The sequence below is a fragment of the Clostridium disporicum genome, from assembly GCF_001405015.1.
GTDB lineage: Bacteria > Bacillota > Clostridia > Clostridiales > Clostridiaceae > Clostridium > Clostridium disporicum_B.
This window is the reverse complement of record NZ_CYZX01000002.1, coordinates 212,744-231,106: the sequence shown is the minus strand read 5'-3', so window position 1 is coordinate 231,106 and position 18,363 is coordinate 212,744. Positions and strand designations below refer to the sequence as shown.

General features: G+C 27.8%; 14 protein-coding genes and 1 tRNA gene. 3 read left to right on the top strand and 12 right to left on the bottom strand.

All coding sequences use genetic code 11. The features are described 5' to 3' along the window. Positions 1 to 314 precede the first annotated feature (314 nt). Positions 315 to 914 carry an ECF transporter S component gene (locus ARA56_RS02280; RefSeq protein ID WP_148315729.1) on the top strand — a complete coding sequence of 200 codons (600 nt, stop codon included), beginning with the start codon at positions 315 to 317 and terminating at the stop codon, positions 912 to 914. Positions 915 to 1,079: 165 nt separating this feature from the next. Here ARA56_RS02280 and ARA56_RS02275 read toward each other — a convergent pair whose 3' ends face one another. The 3 genes from ARA56_RS02275 to ARA56_RS02265 all read right to left on the bottom strand — a co-directional run bounded on the left by ARA56_RS02275 (position 1,080) and on the right by ARA56_RS02265 (position 3,265). Next, positions 1,080 to 1,952, bottom strand: a complete 873-nt coding sequence (locus tag ARA56_RS02275) for a LysR family transcriptional regulator (protein WP_055263515.1) — start codon at positions 1,950 to 1,952, stop codon at positions 1,080 to 1,082. A 273-nt stretch (positions 1,953 to 2,225) separates the two neighbouring features. Next, a complete protein-coding gene (locus ARA56_RS02270) occupies positions 2,226 to 2,846 on the bottom strand; it encodes a nitroreductase family protein (RefSeq protein ID WP_055263513.1) in 621 nt (206 codons plus the stop codon). A gap of 47 nt (positions 2,847 to 2,893) precedes the next feature. Continuing rightward, positions 2,894 to 3,265 (bottom strand): ArsR/SmtB family transcription factor, encoded by a 372-nt coding sequence (locus ARA56_RS02265; RefSeq protein WP_055263511.1) that lies wholly within the window; start codon positions 3,263 to 3,265, stop codon positions 2,894 to 2,896. A gap of 420 nt (positions 3,266 to 3,685) precedes the next feature. Between ARA56_RS02265 and ARA56_RS02260 the strand changes: the two genes are divergently transcribed. Continuing rightward, positions 3,686 to 3,907 carry a hypothetical protein gene (locus ARA56_RS02260; RefSeq protein ID WP_055263509.1) on the top strand — a complete coding sequence of 74 codons (222 nt, stop codon included), beginning with the start codon at positions 3,686 to 3,688 and terminating at the stop codon, positions 3,905 to 3,907. 133 nt (positions 3,908 to 4,040) lie between these two features. Here the strand turns inward: ARA56_RS02260 and ARA56_RS02255 are convergent, their stop codons facing one another. The 4 genes from ARA56_RS02255 to fliB form a co-directional block, all read right to left on the bottom strand. Beyond that, complete coding sequence (locus ARA56_RS02255; protein ID WP_055263507.1) at positions 4,041 to 5,030, bottom strand: aldo/keto reductase; 990 nt, start codon at positions 5,028 to 5,030, stop codon at positions 4,041 to 4,043. 139 nt (positions 5,031 to 5,169) lie between these two features. Beyond that, a complete protein-coding gene (locus tag ARA56_RS02250) occupies positions 5,170 to 5,748 on the bottom strand; it encodes a histidine phosphatase family protein (protein WP_055263505.1) in 579 nt (192 codons plus the stop codon). Positions 5,749 to 5,872: 124 nt separating this feature from the next. After that, complete coding sequence (locus ARA56_RS02245) at positions 5,873 to 7,435, bottom strand: AbgT family transporter (RefSeq protein ID WP_055263503.1); 1,563 nt, start codon at positions 7,433 to 7,435, stop codon at positions 5,873 to 5,875. Between the two features lie 378 nt (positions 7,436 to 7,813). Next, a complete protein-coding gene (fliB, locus tag ARA56_RS02240) occupies positions 7,814 to 8,974 on the bottom strand; it encodes a flagellin lysine-N-methylase (RefSeq protein ID WP_055263501.1) in 1,161 nt (386 codons plus the stop codon). A gap of 168 nt (positions 8,975 to 9,142) precedes the next feature. Here fliB and ARA56_RS02235 point away from each other — a divergent pair, with 168 nt between their 5' ends. After that, complete coding sequence (locus tag ARA56_RS02235; protein WP_084758932.1) at positions 9,143 to 10,939, top strand: peptidoglycan-binding domain-containing protein; 1,797 nt, start codon at positions 9,143 to 9,145, stop codon at positions 10,937 to 10,939. Positions 10,940 to 11,161: 222 nt separating this feature from the next. On the opposite strand, the gene ARA56_RS02230 is transcribed toward ARA56_RS02235, so the two are convergent. The 5 genes from ARA56_RS02230 to ARA56_RS02210 all read right to left on the bottom strand — a co-directional run bounded on the left by ARA56_RS02230 (position 11,162) and on the right by ARA56_RS02210 (position 17,743). Then, positions 11,162 to 11,236 (bottom strand) — tRNA-Cys (locus ARA56_RS02230). 193 nt (positions 11,237 to 11,429) lie between these two features. Beyond that, complete coding sequence (locus ARA56_RS02225) at positions 11,430 to 11,951, bottom strand: nitroreductase family protein (RefSeq protein ID WP_055263499.1); 522 nt, start codon at positions 11,949 to 11,951, stop codon at positions 11,430 to 11,432. Positions 11,952 to 12,172: 221 nt separating this feature from the next. After that, on the bottom strand, positions 12,173 to 13,540 hold the full coding sequence (locus tag ARA56_RS02220) for an APC family permease (protein ID WP_055263497.1): 1,368 nt from the start codon (positions 13,538 to 13,540) through the stop codon (positions 12,173 to 12,175). Positions 13,541 to 13,768: 228 nt separating this feature from the next. Continuing rightward, entirely contained in the window at positions 13,769 to 17,134 is a 3,366-nt protein-coding gene (locus ARA56_RS02215; protein ID WP_055263565.1) for an AAA family ATPase, read from the bottom strand. 201 nt (positions 17,135 to 17,335) lie between these two features. Next, positions 17,336 to 17,743 carry a hypothetical protein gene (locus ARA56_RS02210; protein WP_055263495.1) on the bottom strand — a complete coding sequence of 136 codons (408 nt, stop codon included), beginning with the start codon at positions 17,741 to 17,743 and terminating at the stop codon, positions 17,336 to 17,338. Positions 17,744 to 18,363 lie beyond the last annotated feature (620 nt).

Here is an 18,363-nt window from a genome sequence, read left to right as displayed (position 1 = left end):
CTCATAAAACATCATTGTTTGTTTTAAGTTCATATAGTTTTTGAAACACTCTCTTACTTATTACAATATTTTATACTACTCTCCTACAAACAAGTTTTTGTTGATTTTAGTATAGTAATTCAAACTTTATACCCAATAATTATTCCCCTTATATTTCCTATAAAATTGTATTAATTTTAATATAATTTAATTTACTTAATTAAATAGACATGTTAAAATATCAAAGTCGGTATTCTTTTAAGAAACTGAACTAAGCAAAATGTTATTTTTTTGCCGAATTATATCCATTATGGAGTAAGAACGGAGGAGTCAAAATGTTAAAAACAAGCGGGATGGGAAGATCTCAAACTAAGATAAGAAAGTTAGTTATTATCGCTATGCTTTCTTCTATTTCTATTTTTCTAGGAGTGTCTGGTCTTGGATTTATAAGATTGCCAGCATTCAGCCTAACTATTATGCATTTACCTGTAATTATTGGTGCAATTTTAGAAGGTCCAATAGTTGGAGCTTCTGTAGGTTTAATGTTTGGTTTATTTTCAATGTATCAAGCTCTTACAGCACCAAATGTCACATCATTTTTATTTCTAAATCCATTAATAGCTTTAGTACCAAGAATTTTAATCGGATTAGTAGCCTACTACGTTTATAGATTCTTAGTAAAAACTTTAAAAAAACCTAAAATTTCTATTGGTATTTCTGCTATTTTAGCAACTTTTACTAACACTGTAGGAGTACTTGGATTAACTTATATTCTATATTTAGAAGAGTATGCAAAAGCAATTAACATTTCACCAAATGTGGTGGGAGCTACATTATTTGGAGTTGCTACTTCAAACGGTCTATTAGAGGCTATTGCTTCTGCATTAATCGCAGTACCTGTTGTAATGGGTGTGTTAAAAATTAAAAGACAATAAAAAGTTATATATGAAATATATATTTCTAATTTAATATAAAACTTAAATACAAAACAAAAAGTTCCTCTAGTTAATATTTTGTTAATCATAGAGGAACTTTTTATATAAATAAAACACCATATTAATTTGTACTATATATCCTATAAATGAATTATATAATAAACCTTATTTAAACTCCTTTTTAATCTCTTCTATAAACATTTTTGTTGCTGTTGAAAAAATTTGATTCTTTTTCCATACCAAAACTGAGCCTGTTTCTAATCTTGGATAAAAGCTTTTAAAACAAATATTACTTCTATCACTTACAAGACTTTCTAAACATATAGCATATCCAATATTCGATTCTACAATGGCTATGGCATTATTAATTAAATTGAATGTAGCTATAATGTTACCACTTTCGAAATCATTTCCAAACCAATTAGCCAATTCATTTTGAATAGATATTCTTTTAGAACATACAATTGATTTATTCTTTAAATCTCTTGGCGTAATGTATTCCTTGTTAGAAAGAGGATCATCTTTTCTCATAGCAACTCCCCAATTATCTTTTTCCTTTAATCTTACAAACTCATGCTTACCAATATCTACAGGTTCAGTTAATAATCCAATATCAATTAACCCTTTATCAATTTTCTCTTTAATATCATCAGCATTTCCACTATGCAAATCATATTTAACTTGAGGATATTCTTTATTAAAGCTTTTAATAATTCTTGCTAACTCCTTCATTCCACTTGTTTCACCAGCTCCAATAAATATTTCTCCTGAAAGAAAATTCTTCTGATTTAAGAACTCTTTTTCAGTCCTATTTTCTAAATCAACAATCTCTTCTGCTCTACTTCGTAATAACATCCCTGCTTCAGTTAACGTTATAGCCTTTTTACCACGCACGAATAATTGAACACCTAGCTCTTCCTCTAGTTGCATCAACTGCCTACTTAAAGTTGGTTGGGTTATATGTAAAATATTGGCAGCATTTGTTATACTATCTTCACTTGCAACAGTTAAAAAATATCTAAGAACTCTTAGTTCCATCATCGTAATCCCCTTTATATCTTTTCCATTTATCTAAATTAAACTTATATCATATTTCTTAATTATATAATAACTAAAATAATCTTCCATGTCTAATATTTATAATTAATGATTATATATGCCTAAAAAACATTTATGCTATGTATATTTATAAAAAAAGAACAAAGTCTAGCAAATTTATTGTTAGTCTTTGTCCTTTTTATTTTTATGATAAATTATATACCCCTAATCTTTCCATTTCCAATCTTCACCTTTTGCTCCAATTTCAAAATGTCACTTTACAATCCCTAAATCCAACTTAGTATAAAAACCCATACCAGCCTTTGCCGTTACTGTATTTCCCTCTAATGTAAAATGAAATTTTTGTTGGTTCATAGCAGTAGGAGCAAGCAATGCGGCCTCCATTCCTTTCTTAAACCACTCTGGCATTTCTCTATCTACTGTACAAAGTGATTCTATAGATTTGTTTTTATGTGGTACTCCTTCACTTTCCCCATATCCTAAAGATATTACGCAGCTAAGTTTTTCACCTTTTTCTATATTATACTTAGCTTTCCCTTTGCTATAAGTCATAGCAACCCAACATGTAGAAAGTCCTAACTGAGTAGCTTTTAATACAATTTTTTCTCCCCAGTATCCACATTTCTCCTCAAAGTCTTTTCCTTTTTTCCCAACTATAGCTATATAGTTATTTACATTTTTGAATGAACCATAATGTGCCATAAAGCTATTAAATGCATTTGGTTCACTTAAGCATAGCTGAATATTCATCCCACTTTCTTTATTGCATTCATCAATATATAATTCAAGTTCCTTTGCTACATTAGTATCAATTTTTTCTGAAGTATAGCTACGTACTGAATGTCTTTTTTTCATTGCTTCAAAAATTTCCATAATATCAATCTCCTCAACTTTCTATTTAAATGTATTTATCCAAATCATTACTCATCAACCTGTCTTTTATCAATCGGTTCAAACTCTTTTACCACATCATAAATATGATTAACTAAAGATGATACTTTTTCCCATTGTCTTTTATTTGCATCCATATAATAATAATTTTTTGTTCCTTCTCTACGCATATTAATAATCCCTGATTCTTTTAATATTTTTAAATGATGTGATACTGCTGGTCTTGATAAATGTGTTTTCTTTGTGATTTCTCCTACACGAATACCATTGCAATCACTTTCTAAAAGAGCAATGATAATAGCTTGCCTTGTATCATCCCCGATAGCTAAAAGAACTTTTTTACACTCTTTAAATTCTCTTGTTATAATATTTAAGCTTTTTTGAAATTTACACTCTTTCATAAAACATCTCCTATAGCTCAATTATCTGCGGTTTTATATCTGGATCATGATTTGCTAAAACATTTATACAACCTTCTTTGTATGCCATATCTCTAACCCACTGAAGTGTCTTTATCATTTTATTTTTATCTGATTTTTAATTATGATAACTCTCTTCAATTCTTTATAATATTTTTCTATTAGTTCAATCTTTTAAACCATTGTATCACAATTATTGTTTTATAGTTCAATGGTAAAGAAAATCAAGACCATAGATTTGGTTGATTAAAGTTCTATAAATGTCTACTACTGTCAATATCATTTATGCCTATGCTCTTACTTATAAAACCCTATATAAGTTGTTTAATTTAAATATTATGTATATAATATAATCTACTTAATAAAAATATCATTAAAATATAGTTTAAGGAGATAAGTACAATGAATAATGGACAAGAAAGATTTTTTAACTTTATAATGGAAAGAGTATCATCAGAAAATCAAGAGAAAGCAAAAGAATTATTAAGTGAAAGCTTTGCTAAGCAGAATGATGGGTCTTTTAATAAAGAGTATATGATGAGCTTTATTCCAAGAATGTTAGAATTAATAAAACCAGAATTTATAGATGAAGTAAAAAATATAATGTCTAACCATAAAGCATAAATTATACTCATCCTAGTTATAAATATTAAATAAGTTATAGTGATGTCTTCACCTTATTTAAACATAAATATGCCTTCCATAGATATAATAATTCTATGGAAGGCATTTCTTTGTATTAGTGTACCTAAAATAACTATTTATTATTTTGCGCCATAACACCAACTAATTTATGAGGAATGTATGGCTCTTCTAAGTATTCTATTTCCTCTTCTGTTAATCTTATAGGAATAGCTTTTACTGCATCTTCAATATGAGAGATTTTTGTTGCTCCAACTACAGGTGCTGAAGTCTTTGATAATAACCAACCTAAAGCTACTTGAATTCTTGTCATACCTCTTTTTTCAGCTATTTCAGCAACACGCTCAACGATAATTCTATCTTCATTAGCCGTTAAATCATATTTACTTTTAGCAAATGAATCTTCTTCTAAACGCTTTGTAGTTTCTGACCAATCTCTAACTAATCTACCTGAAGCTAGAGGACTATATGGAGTCATCGCTATATTCCCATCTTTACAGCAAGGAACCATTTCACGCTCTTCCTCTCTAAATAATAAATTATAATGATTTTGAATAGAAATAAATTTACTCCATCCATTTCTATCTGCAATAGAATTTGCCTTTTCTAATTGCCATGCAAAACAGTTAGAGATACCAATATAACGTATTTTACCTTGTTCTATTTGCTCATTTAATGCTTCCATAGTTTCTTCTATAGGTGCAGTATAATCCCACATATGACAAATATATAAATCAATATAATCTGTTTCAAGATTACTTAGACTTTGATTTAACATGTTATTAATATGTTCTTTAACAGTAACATTACTATCTATTTCCTTTTGAGTTCTTGGAAGAAATTTTGTAGCTATTACAACATCTTCACGTTTAGCTAGCTTTTTTAAAGCTCGTCCAAGGTACTTTTCACTTGTACTATTTTGATAAGCTATAGCAGTATCAAAAAAATTAATTCCTTCATCAAGAGCCTTTTTTATAATCTCTGTAGATTTTTCTTCATCTAAGGTCCAAGAATGAATTCCCTTATTTGAATCTCCAAAACCCATACACCCAAGACAGATTCGTGACACATTTAAGTCCGAATTACCTAATTTAATATATTCCATAATATCCTCCCAAAGTTATATCTTCACTACTACTTTTTTCTTATCATTTAAAGTTAAAATTTGCTTTTCCATATTAATTCTATTATTTATCAAAAGATATGTCTAATGCTTATAAGTTATCTATAACTATGCCTAAATTTTATTTTGTTTCCGGAATTCTTTGAATAACTTCTACAAAGGTAAATTTCCCATCTTCATATTCATATTTAAATATTGCACAGTTAGAAAAAGCATTTCTAGGTAAATTACTTGGATCATAGCAATGTTCTAAAAATCTAAGGCATGCACCTGCATGAGAAACTGCCAAAACAATCTTATGATCTTCTTTCTCCATAATTTCATGACAAGTCTTCACAACTCTTTCTCTACACATATCTCTTGATTCGCCACCATATTTAGTAAAAAAAGTTTCAAATGTTTCCCTATCAGGATTTAAATCTTCACTTTCTCCTTCAAAAGTTCCAAAGTTCATTTCTTTTAATCCTTTTAAACGCGTATATGGCATACTATTATCTGTTACAATTTCTAATGTATCTGAACATCTTTCTGCTGTTGAACAATATAGATGATCTAGTTCTATCTCCTTAAAATACTCACCAGCTGCCTTTGCTTGTTCAATTCCAAAGTCAGTTAATGGTGAATCACACCATCCTTGAATTTTTCTTCTTAAATTAAATAATGTTTGTCCATGTCTCATCATATAAAATACTTTTTTCATCTTTCCGTTTCCCCCTTTACGTTTATATTTTATTACTTGGAGTTAACTCTAAGTCAATGATTTTTTAGTTAATAAAAAAACACCTTATAGCTTTCACTATAAAGTGTTTTTAATAATTTATATATTAGAATCCAAATGGTATTCCGAATGCAAAGAATCCTAATAATAAGATTGTCCAACCTACTAAGAAGCTTACTGAGTAAGGCATCATTAATCTAATCATATCACCAATTGTATATTCTGGCTTGTACTTTCTCATGAATACTAAGATAATACCAGCATAAGACATTAATGGTGTTATTATATTAGTTGATGAGTCAGCAACTCTGTAAGCAGCAGCAACTACTTCTGGTGTCATATTTGAGTTTACTTGGTATAACATTGGTAAGAATATTGGTCCAAGTAACATCCATTTTGAAGTTAATCCACCAACGAATAAGTTGATGATTGCTGTTATTATAATAAATCCAATTATTAAAAGTATTGGAGCATTTTGTAAGTTCATTGCCTTAAGTAGGTTACCACCTAAGTAAGTAATATAAGTTCCAAGTCCACTCTTTGTTAATAAAGCTAGGAAGTTATATGAGAAGAATGTTAAAACAAGTACTGATCCCATTGATCCCATTTGCTTAGACATACCTCTAACTACATCGTTAGCATTCTTAAATTTACCAACCTTCGCACCATAGAAAACACCTGGTAAGAAGAATAAGAATGTAATGATTAATATTATGTTATCCATAAATGGAGTTACTTTTGAACCATCTTCTGCAATAAATGTCTTTAAAGGTCCGAAGTATAATCCTACAACACATAATACAGCTATTAAGAAACCTAAACCTGCAAATTTAAGAGCTTTATTTTCTTCTTTTTTAACTGTAAAGTCATCTAAATTCATATCTTCTGGAATTATGTAGCTTTCTTTTTCAAGTCTTGGCTTAACTATTTTTATAGTAACGAAAGCACCAATAGCAGCAAGTAAGAATGTTGAAGCAACTACGAAGTAATAGTGCATTGTAGCTGGATTTAAAGCTTGTTCAGCAGCATTAACGAAAGGAACACCTTGTCCTTCTGCAAATATCTTAGCATTGTTACCAATGATTATATCAATTGGTGTAGCTGGTATTAAGTTAGCACTGAACCCAGCTGAAACCCCTGCGAATGCAGCAGCCATACCTATAAGTGGGTTTTTCTTTAACCCTGCATATAATAAACCTGATAGTGGTATTAATATAACATAACCAGCATCTGTAGCTATACTACTCATGATTCCTAAGAAAACTAAAACTATAGGAAGCATTTTATCTGAAACTTTTAATCCTACTTTTTTAATTAATGTAGATAATAGTCCTGATTCTTCTGCAAGACCAACTCCTAGCATAACTACTAGTATTGTACCTAATACTCCTCCACCGTATGCTAACCAGTTGTTAAGTAAAGCATTTGAGAAAATCCATTGAACATTTTCAGGCTCTAACATGTTTAAAATTGTATTGGTAGTATAACTACCATCCCCAGCCATAGTTTCAAACGTTTTTCCACCTAATAAGAAAGATGCAGCTAATACAACAACATAAAAAATTGCGAATATTATTACTGGATCCGGTATCTTTTTACCAATTTTTTCAATGAATGAAACTTTTTTCGGTTCTTCTGTCTTTAATATTTCTTCTTTTCTTTGTTCCATTTTTTATCCCCCTTGTTATTTTTTATAAAATTATTGCGAATATGTTATTATATTACTATATGATTAACAATTTATCAACACTTTTATTAAATTTTCTACAAATTTATTTATTTTTCTTGCAATATACTAATAAAATCAATATTGTAAACAATATAATTCAATTGATTTATCAAATTTCATTTTATGTTTTATTATATTTATACTCAATAGCACATAATAATAACAAATATTTATTCCTAAATATAATTACTTAACAAAATAACAAAAGTACCTATTATAACAATAGATACTTTTAAAATATTATTCTATTTTATTAATAATTTAATAATTAAATTAACACTTTATTATTAACAATTTTCTTAAAAAGCTTCTTCAAATTTAATTCATTAATGTAACAATAATATTATTAACATCAAAAACATTGTTAGTTTCAAAAACCTCTGCTAATGTTTCTATGTTTTCTTCTAGATGTTCAATATCTTTAGAATAAGTATGGGCTATATCTACTAGGTCTTCTTCTGAAAGTTTTCCACCCTCTTCAATCCATCTAATTAAATATAATTCTTTTATCATAATATAACTTACTATTGCAGTTTTTATTTTTGCTGATACATCATAATCAAAAACAGCTTTCATAAAATATCTAAACACAAAATACACCAATATATTTTCAAACTTAAATATTTTATCATTAAAATATTTATTAAACTCTCTATGCTTTCTTAAATAAATATCTTCATCTTCTTCACTTTGCCAGAAATATCTTAAAGCATTCTCTAATCCTAATGGATCATTTGGATTTATATGTTTTAAATCTTTAAACACTTTAAATATTTCATTTATATTATTATACTTAAGACTCTCTTTACCTTTATATAATTCTAAATCATTAACTATACTTTCTACAAATTTATTATCTGAATATTTTTCTATTACTTCCTTTATCCCTTGAATATTATTTAAATCTATTTTCTCTTGTATTTCACTTGTAAACTTAAGAGCTATTGATATTCTTTTATTTAAATCAATATCTCTATTTTGTAAAATCTTAAAAACTATATTTCTACTTTGCATAAGATTTATATATAGCATAGCATTGATATCATTATATCCTGTAACTTCTTCATCATTTTCTGTAAGAGTAAAAGTTACTTTTTTATCACTTCTTAAAATAATTCTGCAAGCCTCAGGACATGATAAAGATAAACATACTTCTCTTAAACTTCCAAACTCCTCCATAACTCTTGGATATTGTCTACAAGTATAACAAAGACTATCCTCTCCAAGATTAGTATATATATCACACATTTTATTTTCCGTTAGGAATGGACAATTATCACCTTTTAATACAAATATATTTTCGCTTCCTTCAGTTACTATTTCACTTATTAACCTTTCACCAAATTCACCTTCTACACTCATATAATGGTTATAGCTTTCTTCATCAATAACTATTCCCCATCCTGCGCAACAAGTGTCTTCACATTCTGACGCTATACATTTAAAATCATTAAAGTAATCTGGAACTCTTATTTTCATTTGTTTACCTCACATTATTTTAAAATTCATTTTCACTATCAATTATTTATGGTAGCACCATATATTTATTTTATCAACATCTACTATAAAATCATTTATTAAATGTAATACACCAAATTAATTTAATTAAATAAAATAAATATTGTGATAGATTTTAAGGAGATATTTATGGCAATTGGAAAATTACAATTTCAATTATTTTTTGGTCAAGAAGCATATCCAGTAAAAAATGCAAAAATTTTAATTATTGATTCTATTTCTGGCATTCCAGTTTTCGAAGGTTTACTTTCAGTTGATGATAGTGGTAAAAGCGAAATAATAGATTTGTATACATTGGATAAAGAACTTTCAGTGAAGCCTAATCCAAATGTGATACCATATACAACTTATGATGCGTATATAGTAAGTGATACATTTAGAAATGTTTTAATAAAAAACATTGAGATTTTTGCTGATGTTACTTCAATTCAACCAGTATCAATGCTTCCAAAAGGCAAATCAATAAATGAATTTGATATAGTAGCTATACCACCTCATGGTTTAGTAAAAGAAAATGAATTTCCTGATTCCGAGGAAAATTCTAATATTTCTTCTAAAGTTTCTGATACTAATAACGACTCTACTTCTTTTTTGCTAAAAAAACCTGTTATTCCTGCTAATATTACTGTACATTTAGGAACACCATCATCAAATGCTTCTAATGTAACTGTTCCATTTACTAGTTACATTAAAAATGTTGCTTCAAGCGAAATATATCCAACTTGGCCTGAAAATGCAATACGTTCAAATATATATGCTCAAATATCCTTTACACTAAATCGTATATATACTGAATGGTACAGGAGTCGAGGTTATAACTTTGATATTACTAATTCTACAGCTTATGATCATTATTTTGTTAATGGTCGAGATATCTTTGATAATATTAGCAAAATTGTAGATGATATTTTTGATGATTATATAAGTAGAACGGATTTTTTAGAACCTCTTCTTGCACAATATTGTAACGGTACTACTGTAACCTGTAATGGACTTTCACAATGGGGAACTGTTTCTTTAGCTAACTCTGGATATTATCCTTTTAAAATATTAACTTACTATTATGGTAATAATATTGAACTTAGAAATGCTCCTGTAGTAGATGCAGTTGATGGTTCTTATCCTGGAACAGCTTTAAAACTTGGAAGTAGTGGTGACTCTGTAAAGACTATACAAACACAATTAAATAGAATTGCAAAGAATTATCCTGCTATCCCTATATCCCCTACTGATGGATATTTTAATGATACAACTGAGAAAGCAGTGAAGACATTCCAAAAAATTTTCAATTTGACACAAGACGGAATCGTAGGTAAAGGTACCTGGTATAAAATCTCTCAAATTTATGTAGGTGTAAAAAACCTTGCAGAATTAGATTCAGAAGGTGAAAAACTACCTATCGAACCTACTCCTCCATCTTATATACTAAAGGTCGGTTCAAAAGGTGATGGAGTTAAAATTCTTCAATACTTCCTAAACTCTATTGGTTTATTTTACGATACTATCCCACCACTTAAAATTGATGGTATTTTTGGTAATGGTACAAAAAATGCTGTTGAAGCTTTTCAAAAAACATTTGGCTTAGATATTGATGGAATAATAGGCAAAGCTACTTGGAGAAAGCTTTATGAAATTTACAAAACAGTCGAACCATATTTAATCCCTACTACTCCTACTCCTTATCCTGGATACGTAATTGGAGAAGGTGCTAGAGGAGAAAATGTTAAAACAATTCAAACTTGGATATCTACAATCTCCAAAACTTATCCCTCTATTCCTTCCGTAAGTGTAGACGGAATATTTGGACCTCTAACTACAGCTGCAGTTATAGCTTTTCAAAGTCAATTTTCACTTATTCCAGATGGATTAGTTGGTCCTCTTACTTGGGAAAAACTAGATTCAGTATATTCAAGTATAAACAAATAGCAATAGGTGATTATTCTTTTTAAGCTAATAACTAAAAGTAAAATAATAAAATTAATAATTATATTTCTATTCAATTTATAGACTGTTACAAAATAAAAGGGGCTATTAATTAATAATAGCCCCTTAATACATAGAATTTATTACATCAATATACATTACTTTTTTACTTGTATAATAAAAATAAAAAAAGACCTATCAATTATAAAATTCATAGGTCTTTTTTGGAGGCGCCACCCAGATTTGAACTGGGGAATAAAGGTTTTGCAGACCTCTGCCTTACCACTTGGCTATAGCGCCATGTCGATTACACTAACATTATACTATATAAATCTAAATTTGTTAATAGTTTTTTTATGTTTTTTATAATTATTAATCAACTTACTTAAGTTAACAGTTAATAGTATGGAGTTACTGAGTGAGAAACTGCATAGCAGTTTAATCCTCACCTCTTAACTTTTAATTCTTTATTTCTAACTATAATAATTCTTTTCTAAATTTCTTCATAATGAACTTTTGTAAAATCAATATCTTTTTCTTCATAAGATGGTCTATTTTCACCAGGATATCCTATAGAAATAATGCAACAAATCCCATATTTATTTGGTATATTTAAAAGTTTTCTTACATAATCTTCAGAACTTAAATTATTATCATAATTTCTTTCTCTAACTTGTGACCAACAAGATCCAAGTCCAAGACTATGAGCCTCTAATTGCATAAAAGTAGCTGCTATAGATGCATCCTCTATCCAAACATCTGATGTAATTTCTTTATTTGCCATAACGACTATAGCAAGTGGTGCATCTGCTAGCCAAAGGCTTCCTCCTGGCTTAGATGTAGACAACTTTTCTAACTTCTCTTTATCTTTTATAACTAGAAACTCCCACGGCTTTCTCCCTTTAGATGATGGTGATAAAAGACCAGCCTTAAGAATACTTTCAAGCTTTTCTTTTTCTATTTCTCTGTCTTCATATTTTCTTATACTTCTTCTTGTCTTTAATAACTCAATCATTAATTCACCTCATAAACAGATTAATACTAAATTCTTTTTATATTATTAAACAATTATAGTTCTAAATTAAAAATATTTTTATATTATATAAGACTATTTTTATATTTCAAAATAATATAATCTTTTTTTAATAAGAACAAATCCAAGCCACTCTCTTAAAATAGCTTGGATTTAAAAATTTAACCTAATCATAAACCTCTTATTATTCCATATACTAACCGCTACTTATTTACTTGTGTTTTAATAAAAGCTTTATTTTCAAATACTGCTCCAATTATCATTATTACTACAAAAACTATTAAATATGCAACTACTGCCATCCTATGTGCAAAGCATGCTGCAATCATCATAAAGATACATCCACATATAGATAATATTGGCATAACAAATCTCTTAAAGGCACCTAATTCTGTTTCTTTTTTTATCATCATAATAAATATAGGAATATACATAGCATAAATAGTTACTATTGGTAATTCTGAAGAATCAAAACTCAAGAACCCAAACCATGAATCTGTTAGATTAGCTCCATAGAAGAATAATAACCATATTCCACAGAATAATAATCCAATTACAGATGAATTCGTAGGCATATTTGTAATATTATCTACTTGTTTAAACACATCTTGCTTTGGCCCACGACCTCTAACTGCTATAGAATAAAGTCCTCTAGTACATCCAAGCATCAATCCATTTAATGTACCTAAACAAGAAATAATAACAAAAACAAATATCAAAGACCCACCTATACTTGAAAATACAGTTTCAAAAGCAAGTTTTGCCCCTGCTTCTCCCCCTGCCATCATTGTTTCATTACTTACTGCACCTGCTAGTCCAATATAATATAAAATATAAACTAACATAATTGCAAAAGTTCCTCCTATAAGTGCTCTAGGTAGATTTTTCTTAGCATCTTTTAATTCTGCATTGATACTTGTTGCAATTATCCATCCTTCATATGCAAAGGCTGTAGCAACAACAGCTGTAAATAATCCACTAAATGTATCAACTTTTTCTACTATAATTGTAAAATTTGCTACAGTCATACCACTAGTAATTCCCACAATAGTTCCTACTACTGCCATTAATAATAATGGTATAAGTTTTATAATAGTTGTGCTTACTTGAAATTTACCTGCTAATACTGGTGATAACGAATTCATTGCAAATGCACCAATCAAATATAAACACGCAATCGTCATGCATTCTCCACCAGTAATTGAAAATCCAAATAAAACGCAAGTATATCTAGCTGAAACCCATGCTAAAACTGATGTTAATGTTGGATAATAAATAACTGCCATAAACCATCCAACATAATATCCGTATGTTTTTCCTATAGCTGCTTCTGCATAATCTACAACTCCATTTACATACTCATACTTAGTTGCCATTACAGCAAAAGTATAAGCACAAGCAATCATAATTATTCCACCAATAATCCATGCTATAATACCTAGTAAGAGATTTCCTCCTGTCGCTGTCAAAACCTTTTCAGCTTTAAAAAACACGCCACTTCCTATAACAATACCTATTACCATTGCTATAGCTGTTAATAACCCGTACTTTTTATCTAACTTATTGCTCATAACTCACCTTTCCCTTTTTATTTATATAATTTTTTTATATCCCAATCTATATCATAATATTAGAATAACAATTAAATAATTCTATATTTTTTCATTTTCCCCTCTTTTTTTGCATATTTATTCCTTTTTAAATATAAAAATAAAAAGACTATCTCTAAATAAGATTTAGAAATAGTCTTATATTCATTAGTTATTAATTATAATTATTCATTACTGTATTTTTCGACTTTAAAGCTGTAAAAATCTAGTTTTACTCTTTTCAATATCTTCTACAGTTATTATATTAATTTCTTTGTTATTGAAGTTTTCATCACAAATCCTTATACTTTGAGTTCTTATTAAGCAATCTAAGAATTGATTTATTAATAATCCATTTTTTAATATAACTTCACTATCAGCATAAATTTCAATTAAAGTCTCTTCTAATTTTTCTTTTACATCATCATTTAAATTATATCCTTTTAAACTCAATGTAGTTAATGCTATCTTTAAAAGCTCGTCAATCTTGTAATCTTTAAACTCTACTTTAACTGGGAATCTATAACTCAGTTCTTGATTTGTTTGTATTAAGTTTCTAACTCCTATTTTATCTCCAGATAATACTATAATTATTTTACTATAATTACTATCTATAAACTTAATTAAGCTATTTAATATTTCTTTATGATTTTCTTCTTCTAATAAAAGATCTGCATTTTCTACAAAAACTAATTTCCCAACATATTTGTTCATTACTTCATCAAGCTTACGTCCACCTTTAAAGCTATTAACTATATCATACTTATCCATTATTATCATATTTTTAGATTTAACTATACCTAAGTTATATAACATTTCTGTATAAATATTAAATGTTCTTTTCTTACCAGTACCTTCAGAGCCCATAGCAATTATATTCATATATTTATTTAAGTCAGTAGCCATTCCAAGTCTTTTCTTTCTAGCCATAACCTTCATAAACTTATACTGCTCTCTTAGAAAATTCTTTGCATTTTCATTAGATATAACACCATCTAATTTTTTCTCTAAATTAAACTTATTATCATAATCAGATACATTTATTTTCTCTATATCTTTAGTAGTGATTAAGTTCATTTCATAAACACTTATATCTTCTTCTGCTATTCTTATACTTTGGTTTCTGATTAATCTTTCTACATAATTTCTAACCATTCTACCATTTCCTGATGTTGCATCAGAATTTTTATATATATCAACAAAACTATTCTTTAATGCGACATATGCATTTTTAGAAAGTTTAAATCCACTAGATTCTATTAACTTTATAGACATTTCTAAAAGTTCATTTGGATTATAGTCTTGGAATGTAGTCCATAATGGAAATCTTGATTTTAATCCGATATTAACATCAAAGAAGTCTTCCATTTCCTCTTCATATCCTGCTAATATTACTATTACTTCCTTTGAATAGTCTTCGATTAATTTAAGTAAGGTTTCTACTGCTTCTCTTCCTAAATCATCATTTGCAAGTGTATAAGCTTCATCAATAAATAAAATTCCACCTATAGCCTCTTTAAACTTTTCTTCAGTTTTCTTAGCTGTTTGACCTGGTATATCTGATACAAAACTTGATCTATCAGTTTCTACAAGCTGACCACCTTTTAATAGTCCCATGCTGTTAAGCATTTCTGCTACAAGTCTAGCTATACTAGTTTTTCCTGTGCCTGGATTACCTGCAAATACCATATTCAAATTCTGCTCAATTTTTGTGTTTACTCCAACTGACTTTCTCTTTTCTTGTGCTACTAACAGCTTGTACTGACTTCTTAAAAGCTCTTTAACTTCATCAAGTCCAATTATTCCTTTTAGCTTCTCTTCTAGATTAAACTTAGCCTTAGCTTTAAAATTAAAATTATCTCTTTCTAATACATCAATTGACCTTTCTTTATTAGTTAAATACTTCTTTGATGAATCTAAAATAGCATTTTCTACTATATTTCTTACAAATCTAGCATTTCCTAAGTCATTTTTACCTACTAATTGATTTTTTGTAAATAGCTCTATCAATCCACTCTTAGCCTTTTCAGATATTGTATATCCTTTTGATTTAGCTATATTTACAGCTATTTCATACATTTGCTTTGGGTCATAATCATGGAAATGAATTGTGTTTGGGAATCTTGAAGATAATCCTTGATTATACTTTAAGAATTTTTCAATATCTTTTTCATATCCTGCAATTATTACTACTAAATCATTTCTATTATCTTCAATACCTTTCAATAAAGCATCTACTATTTCTTTACCTACTTTGTCATTTTCATCTTGGCATAAAGAATAAGCTTCATCTATAAATAACACTCCACCTAAGGCTGAATTTATAATATCATTAGTTCTTTTTGCAGCATCACTAGGATTTTCTGTTATAAAATCAGCTTTACTAACTTCTTTAAATACACATTTTCTTAATATTCCTAAAGCATTTAAATATTCAAATGTGACTCTTGCTGCATTTGTTTTGCCTGTACCTGCATTACCTGCAAATATCATATTCAGAGATGGCATAGAAGACTTAAGTCCTAGTCTTTCTCTTATTTCTTGAACCTTATAGTTATTTTCAACATTTTGTATAAATTCCTTTAATTCATCTATACCTATAATTGAATCTAACTTATATCTTGCTTCTTCTAACGTTGGAATAGAGTACTCGCTTAATTTATAGATTTCTTTATTTGTTTTACAGTATATTTCATTTTCTTCTACATATATTAATATCTTATTTTCATCTTGAAGCCCTTGATTAATTATTAAATTTCTTAATGGTTTATATACTTTATAAGAAACATATTGCTTTACATCAAAATTTACATCTTCTCTGAAAAAGTCTTGTAAATATGTGCATAATAAATAATCGTCTGTTTTATTTGAATCTTCCTTTATTTCTAAAATAACTTCTATATTGAATTCATCTTGTATTTTTCTTATTTCTCTAATTGTCTCTGCTTTAATAACTAAATCTCTTTCTTCTTTAGTTAAGTCCTTAGTATAAAAAATTTCTTCACTATTTTTTAAATATTTGTCTTTTATTTGATTAAACTTTTCATCATTATCATTATTGTAAACAAAAACGAAAAACTTGTTGTGACATAAAAAAGCATTAATCTTTTCAGTATTATCATTAGCTTCAGCTTCTATCATAAACTTATTTTTTAGTATGTATTCATTCTTTAACGGTAAACAACTATTTGGTCTTATCTTAGATAAAAGTGATAAAATCTCTTCTGATGCCATATCAGTATTTTTAAAAATAATACATTTAGAATCATTGTTTAATTTTTCATAAAGGTCAGTTAAAAACGCATTATATCCTAAATTAAAGCTATATTCAGATAAGTCTATATCATCTACTTCTCCATTTTTAATAACTTCACTCTCTTTAAGCTCTTGGAATATAAATCTTACACTAGCTTTTTTAAACGTATCTTTACTTCCTACTAATAATAGAATTCCCTTTTCATCATTGCTAATCTTCTCTCTAAAATACCCACATAATTTACTAAAGAAATTCTTCTGTCCTATAAATTCTTTATTAAGCTTTTCTTCAATATTCTTAAATACTTCTTTATTACTCAAATTTCTCATCATCCTTTGCTTCTTATTTCTTTTGTTGATCATTTTAATAACACTATCTATTAGAAAAATAATCCATAGTTGCCAAAAGGTTATTTTACTATTTAAGCAATTATATTAATTAATATCAAAATTGTCAACATAATAAAAGGCACAATATATAAGAGCTATTCTTATATATTATGCCTTTAATCTTTTTAAACTTTACTCAAAATTATATTGGTCAATATTCTCATTAAATTCATCTATATTTTTTAGTATATAACCTTTTTCTAAATAAATCTTTTCTGAGTCATACATATCTTTTGCTTTAGTGCATATTTCTTCTAAATCTTCTCCGGTTTTTCCATCTATTATTTTATCAATTATTATTATGGCATCTTCTAGTGTTTCATTTAAAATCCTAGATATATTATCTCTACAGCTTTCCCCAATACTTATTGCCTCACTTGGAAGCGCTATATATGGACCTATATCCATTAACTTTATATTTTTCTCAAAATTCTCCTTAGTAGAGTCTAATATTCCTACTGGAATGGCTATCACTAGCTTATTTTCTTCAAAAACATAACCTATTGAATACTTTATCCTATACCAAGTACTTTCATTCATTTAAGATCACCTGACTATAAATTTTTATATCCTACTAATAAATTTATATTCTCATTTTAACAATTAATTCATACTTAAATAAAATCTCTTCTCCCCCAAAAAAACTTTTAACCTATAAATCAATATTCTATTATTAAAATAAATTTTATATAACTCTTTAAAGCTTTGCTTTTATCACACTTTTATATTAATTTCATATTATAATAATGATTACTTTTTAGGAGATGTATTGTTTGAGGTATAGAAAAAAAACTATTAGATATACTCCAAGACTTAAATTTTATAAAAGGAACTTTAGTATATTAAATAAACAGCAACTACCTCTATTTCATTCTAATAAGTTTAAAAATCCTAATAATAAAAATTACAAATTTTTACCTCTAATACTAGGTTCATTATTAATGCTTTTCGGTATATTTAGTTTAATAAAAAATACCGTTGTTTATACTCCTATTTTTTTCGGTAATTCGTTAAGTGGAGACGCAAATTTTGCAGCTTCATCTATTTTATTATTGCTTGGTATAGGAATTATTTTTATAAATAAAAAATCACTACTGGGATATCTATTTATAATACTTGGATTTTCAATTATTATAATATCCATATTTTTCTCTTTAAAA

What these genes read in the sequence shown, in the direction of transcription:
- ARA56_RS02260 (WP_055263509.1), top strand. Translation starts at nt 3,686, where the DNA reads ATGAATAATGGACAAGAAAGATTTTTTAACTTTATAATGGAAAGAGTA.
- ARA56_RS02280 (WP_148315729.1), top strand. Translation starts at nt 315, where the DNA reads ATGTTAAAAACAAGCGGGATGGGAAGATCTCAAACTAAGATAAGAAAG.
- ARA56_RS02250 (WP_055263505.1), bottom strand. Translation starts at nt 5,748, where the DNA reads ATGAAAAAAGTATTTTATATGATGAGACATGGACAAACATTATTTAAT.
- ARA56_RS02245 (WP_055263503.1), bottom strand. Translation starts at nt 7,435, where the DNA reads ATGGAACAAAGAAAAGAAGAAATATTAAAGACAGAAGAACCGAAAAAA.
- ARA56_RS02265 (WP_055263511.1), bottom strand. Translation starts at nt 3,265, where the DNA reads ATGAAAGAGTGTAAATTTCAAAAAAGCTTAAATATTATAACAAGAGAA.
- ARA56_RS02210 (WP_055263495.1), bottom strand. Translation starts at nt 17,743, where the DNA reads ATGAATGAAAGTACTTGGTATAGGATAAAGTATTCAATAGGTTATGTT.
- fliB (WP_055263501.1), bottom strand. Translation starts at nt 8,974, where the DNA reads ATGAAAATAAGAGTTCCAGATTACTTTAATGATTTTAAATGTATAGCG.
- ARA56_RS02270 (WP_055263513.1), bottom strand. Translation starts at nt 2,846, where the DNA reads ATGGAAATTTTTGAAGCAATGAAAAAAAGACATTCAGTACGTAGCTAT.
- ARA56_RS02235 (WP_084758932.1), top strand. Translation starts at nt 9,143, where the DNA reads ATGGCAATTGGAAAATTACAATTTCAATTATTTTTTGGTCAAGAAGCA.
- ARA56_RS02255 (WP_055263507.1), bottom strand. Translation starts at nt 5,030, where the DNA reads ATGGAATATATTAAATTAGGTAATTCGGACTTAAATGTGTCACGAATC.
- ARA56_RS02275 (WP_055263515.1), bottom strand. Translation starts at nt 1,952, where the DNA reads ATGGAACTAAGAGTTCTTAGATATTTTTTAACTGTTGCAAGTGAAGAT.
- ARA56_RS02225 (WP_055263499.1), bottom strand. Translation starts at nt 11,951, where the DNA reads ATGATTGAGTTATTAAAGACAAGAAGAAGTATAAGAAAATATGAAGAC.
- ARA56_RS02220 (WP_055263497.1), bottom strand. Translation starts at nt 13,540, where the DNA reads ATGAGCAATAAGTTAGATAAAAAGTACGGGTTATTAACAGCTATAGCA.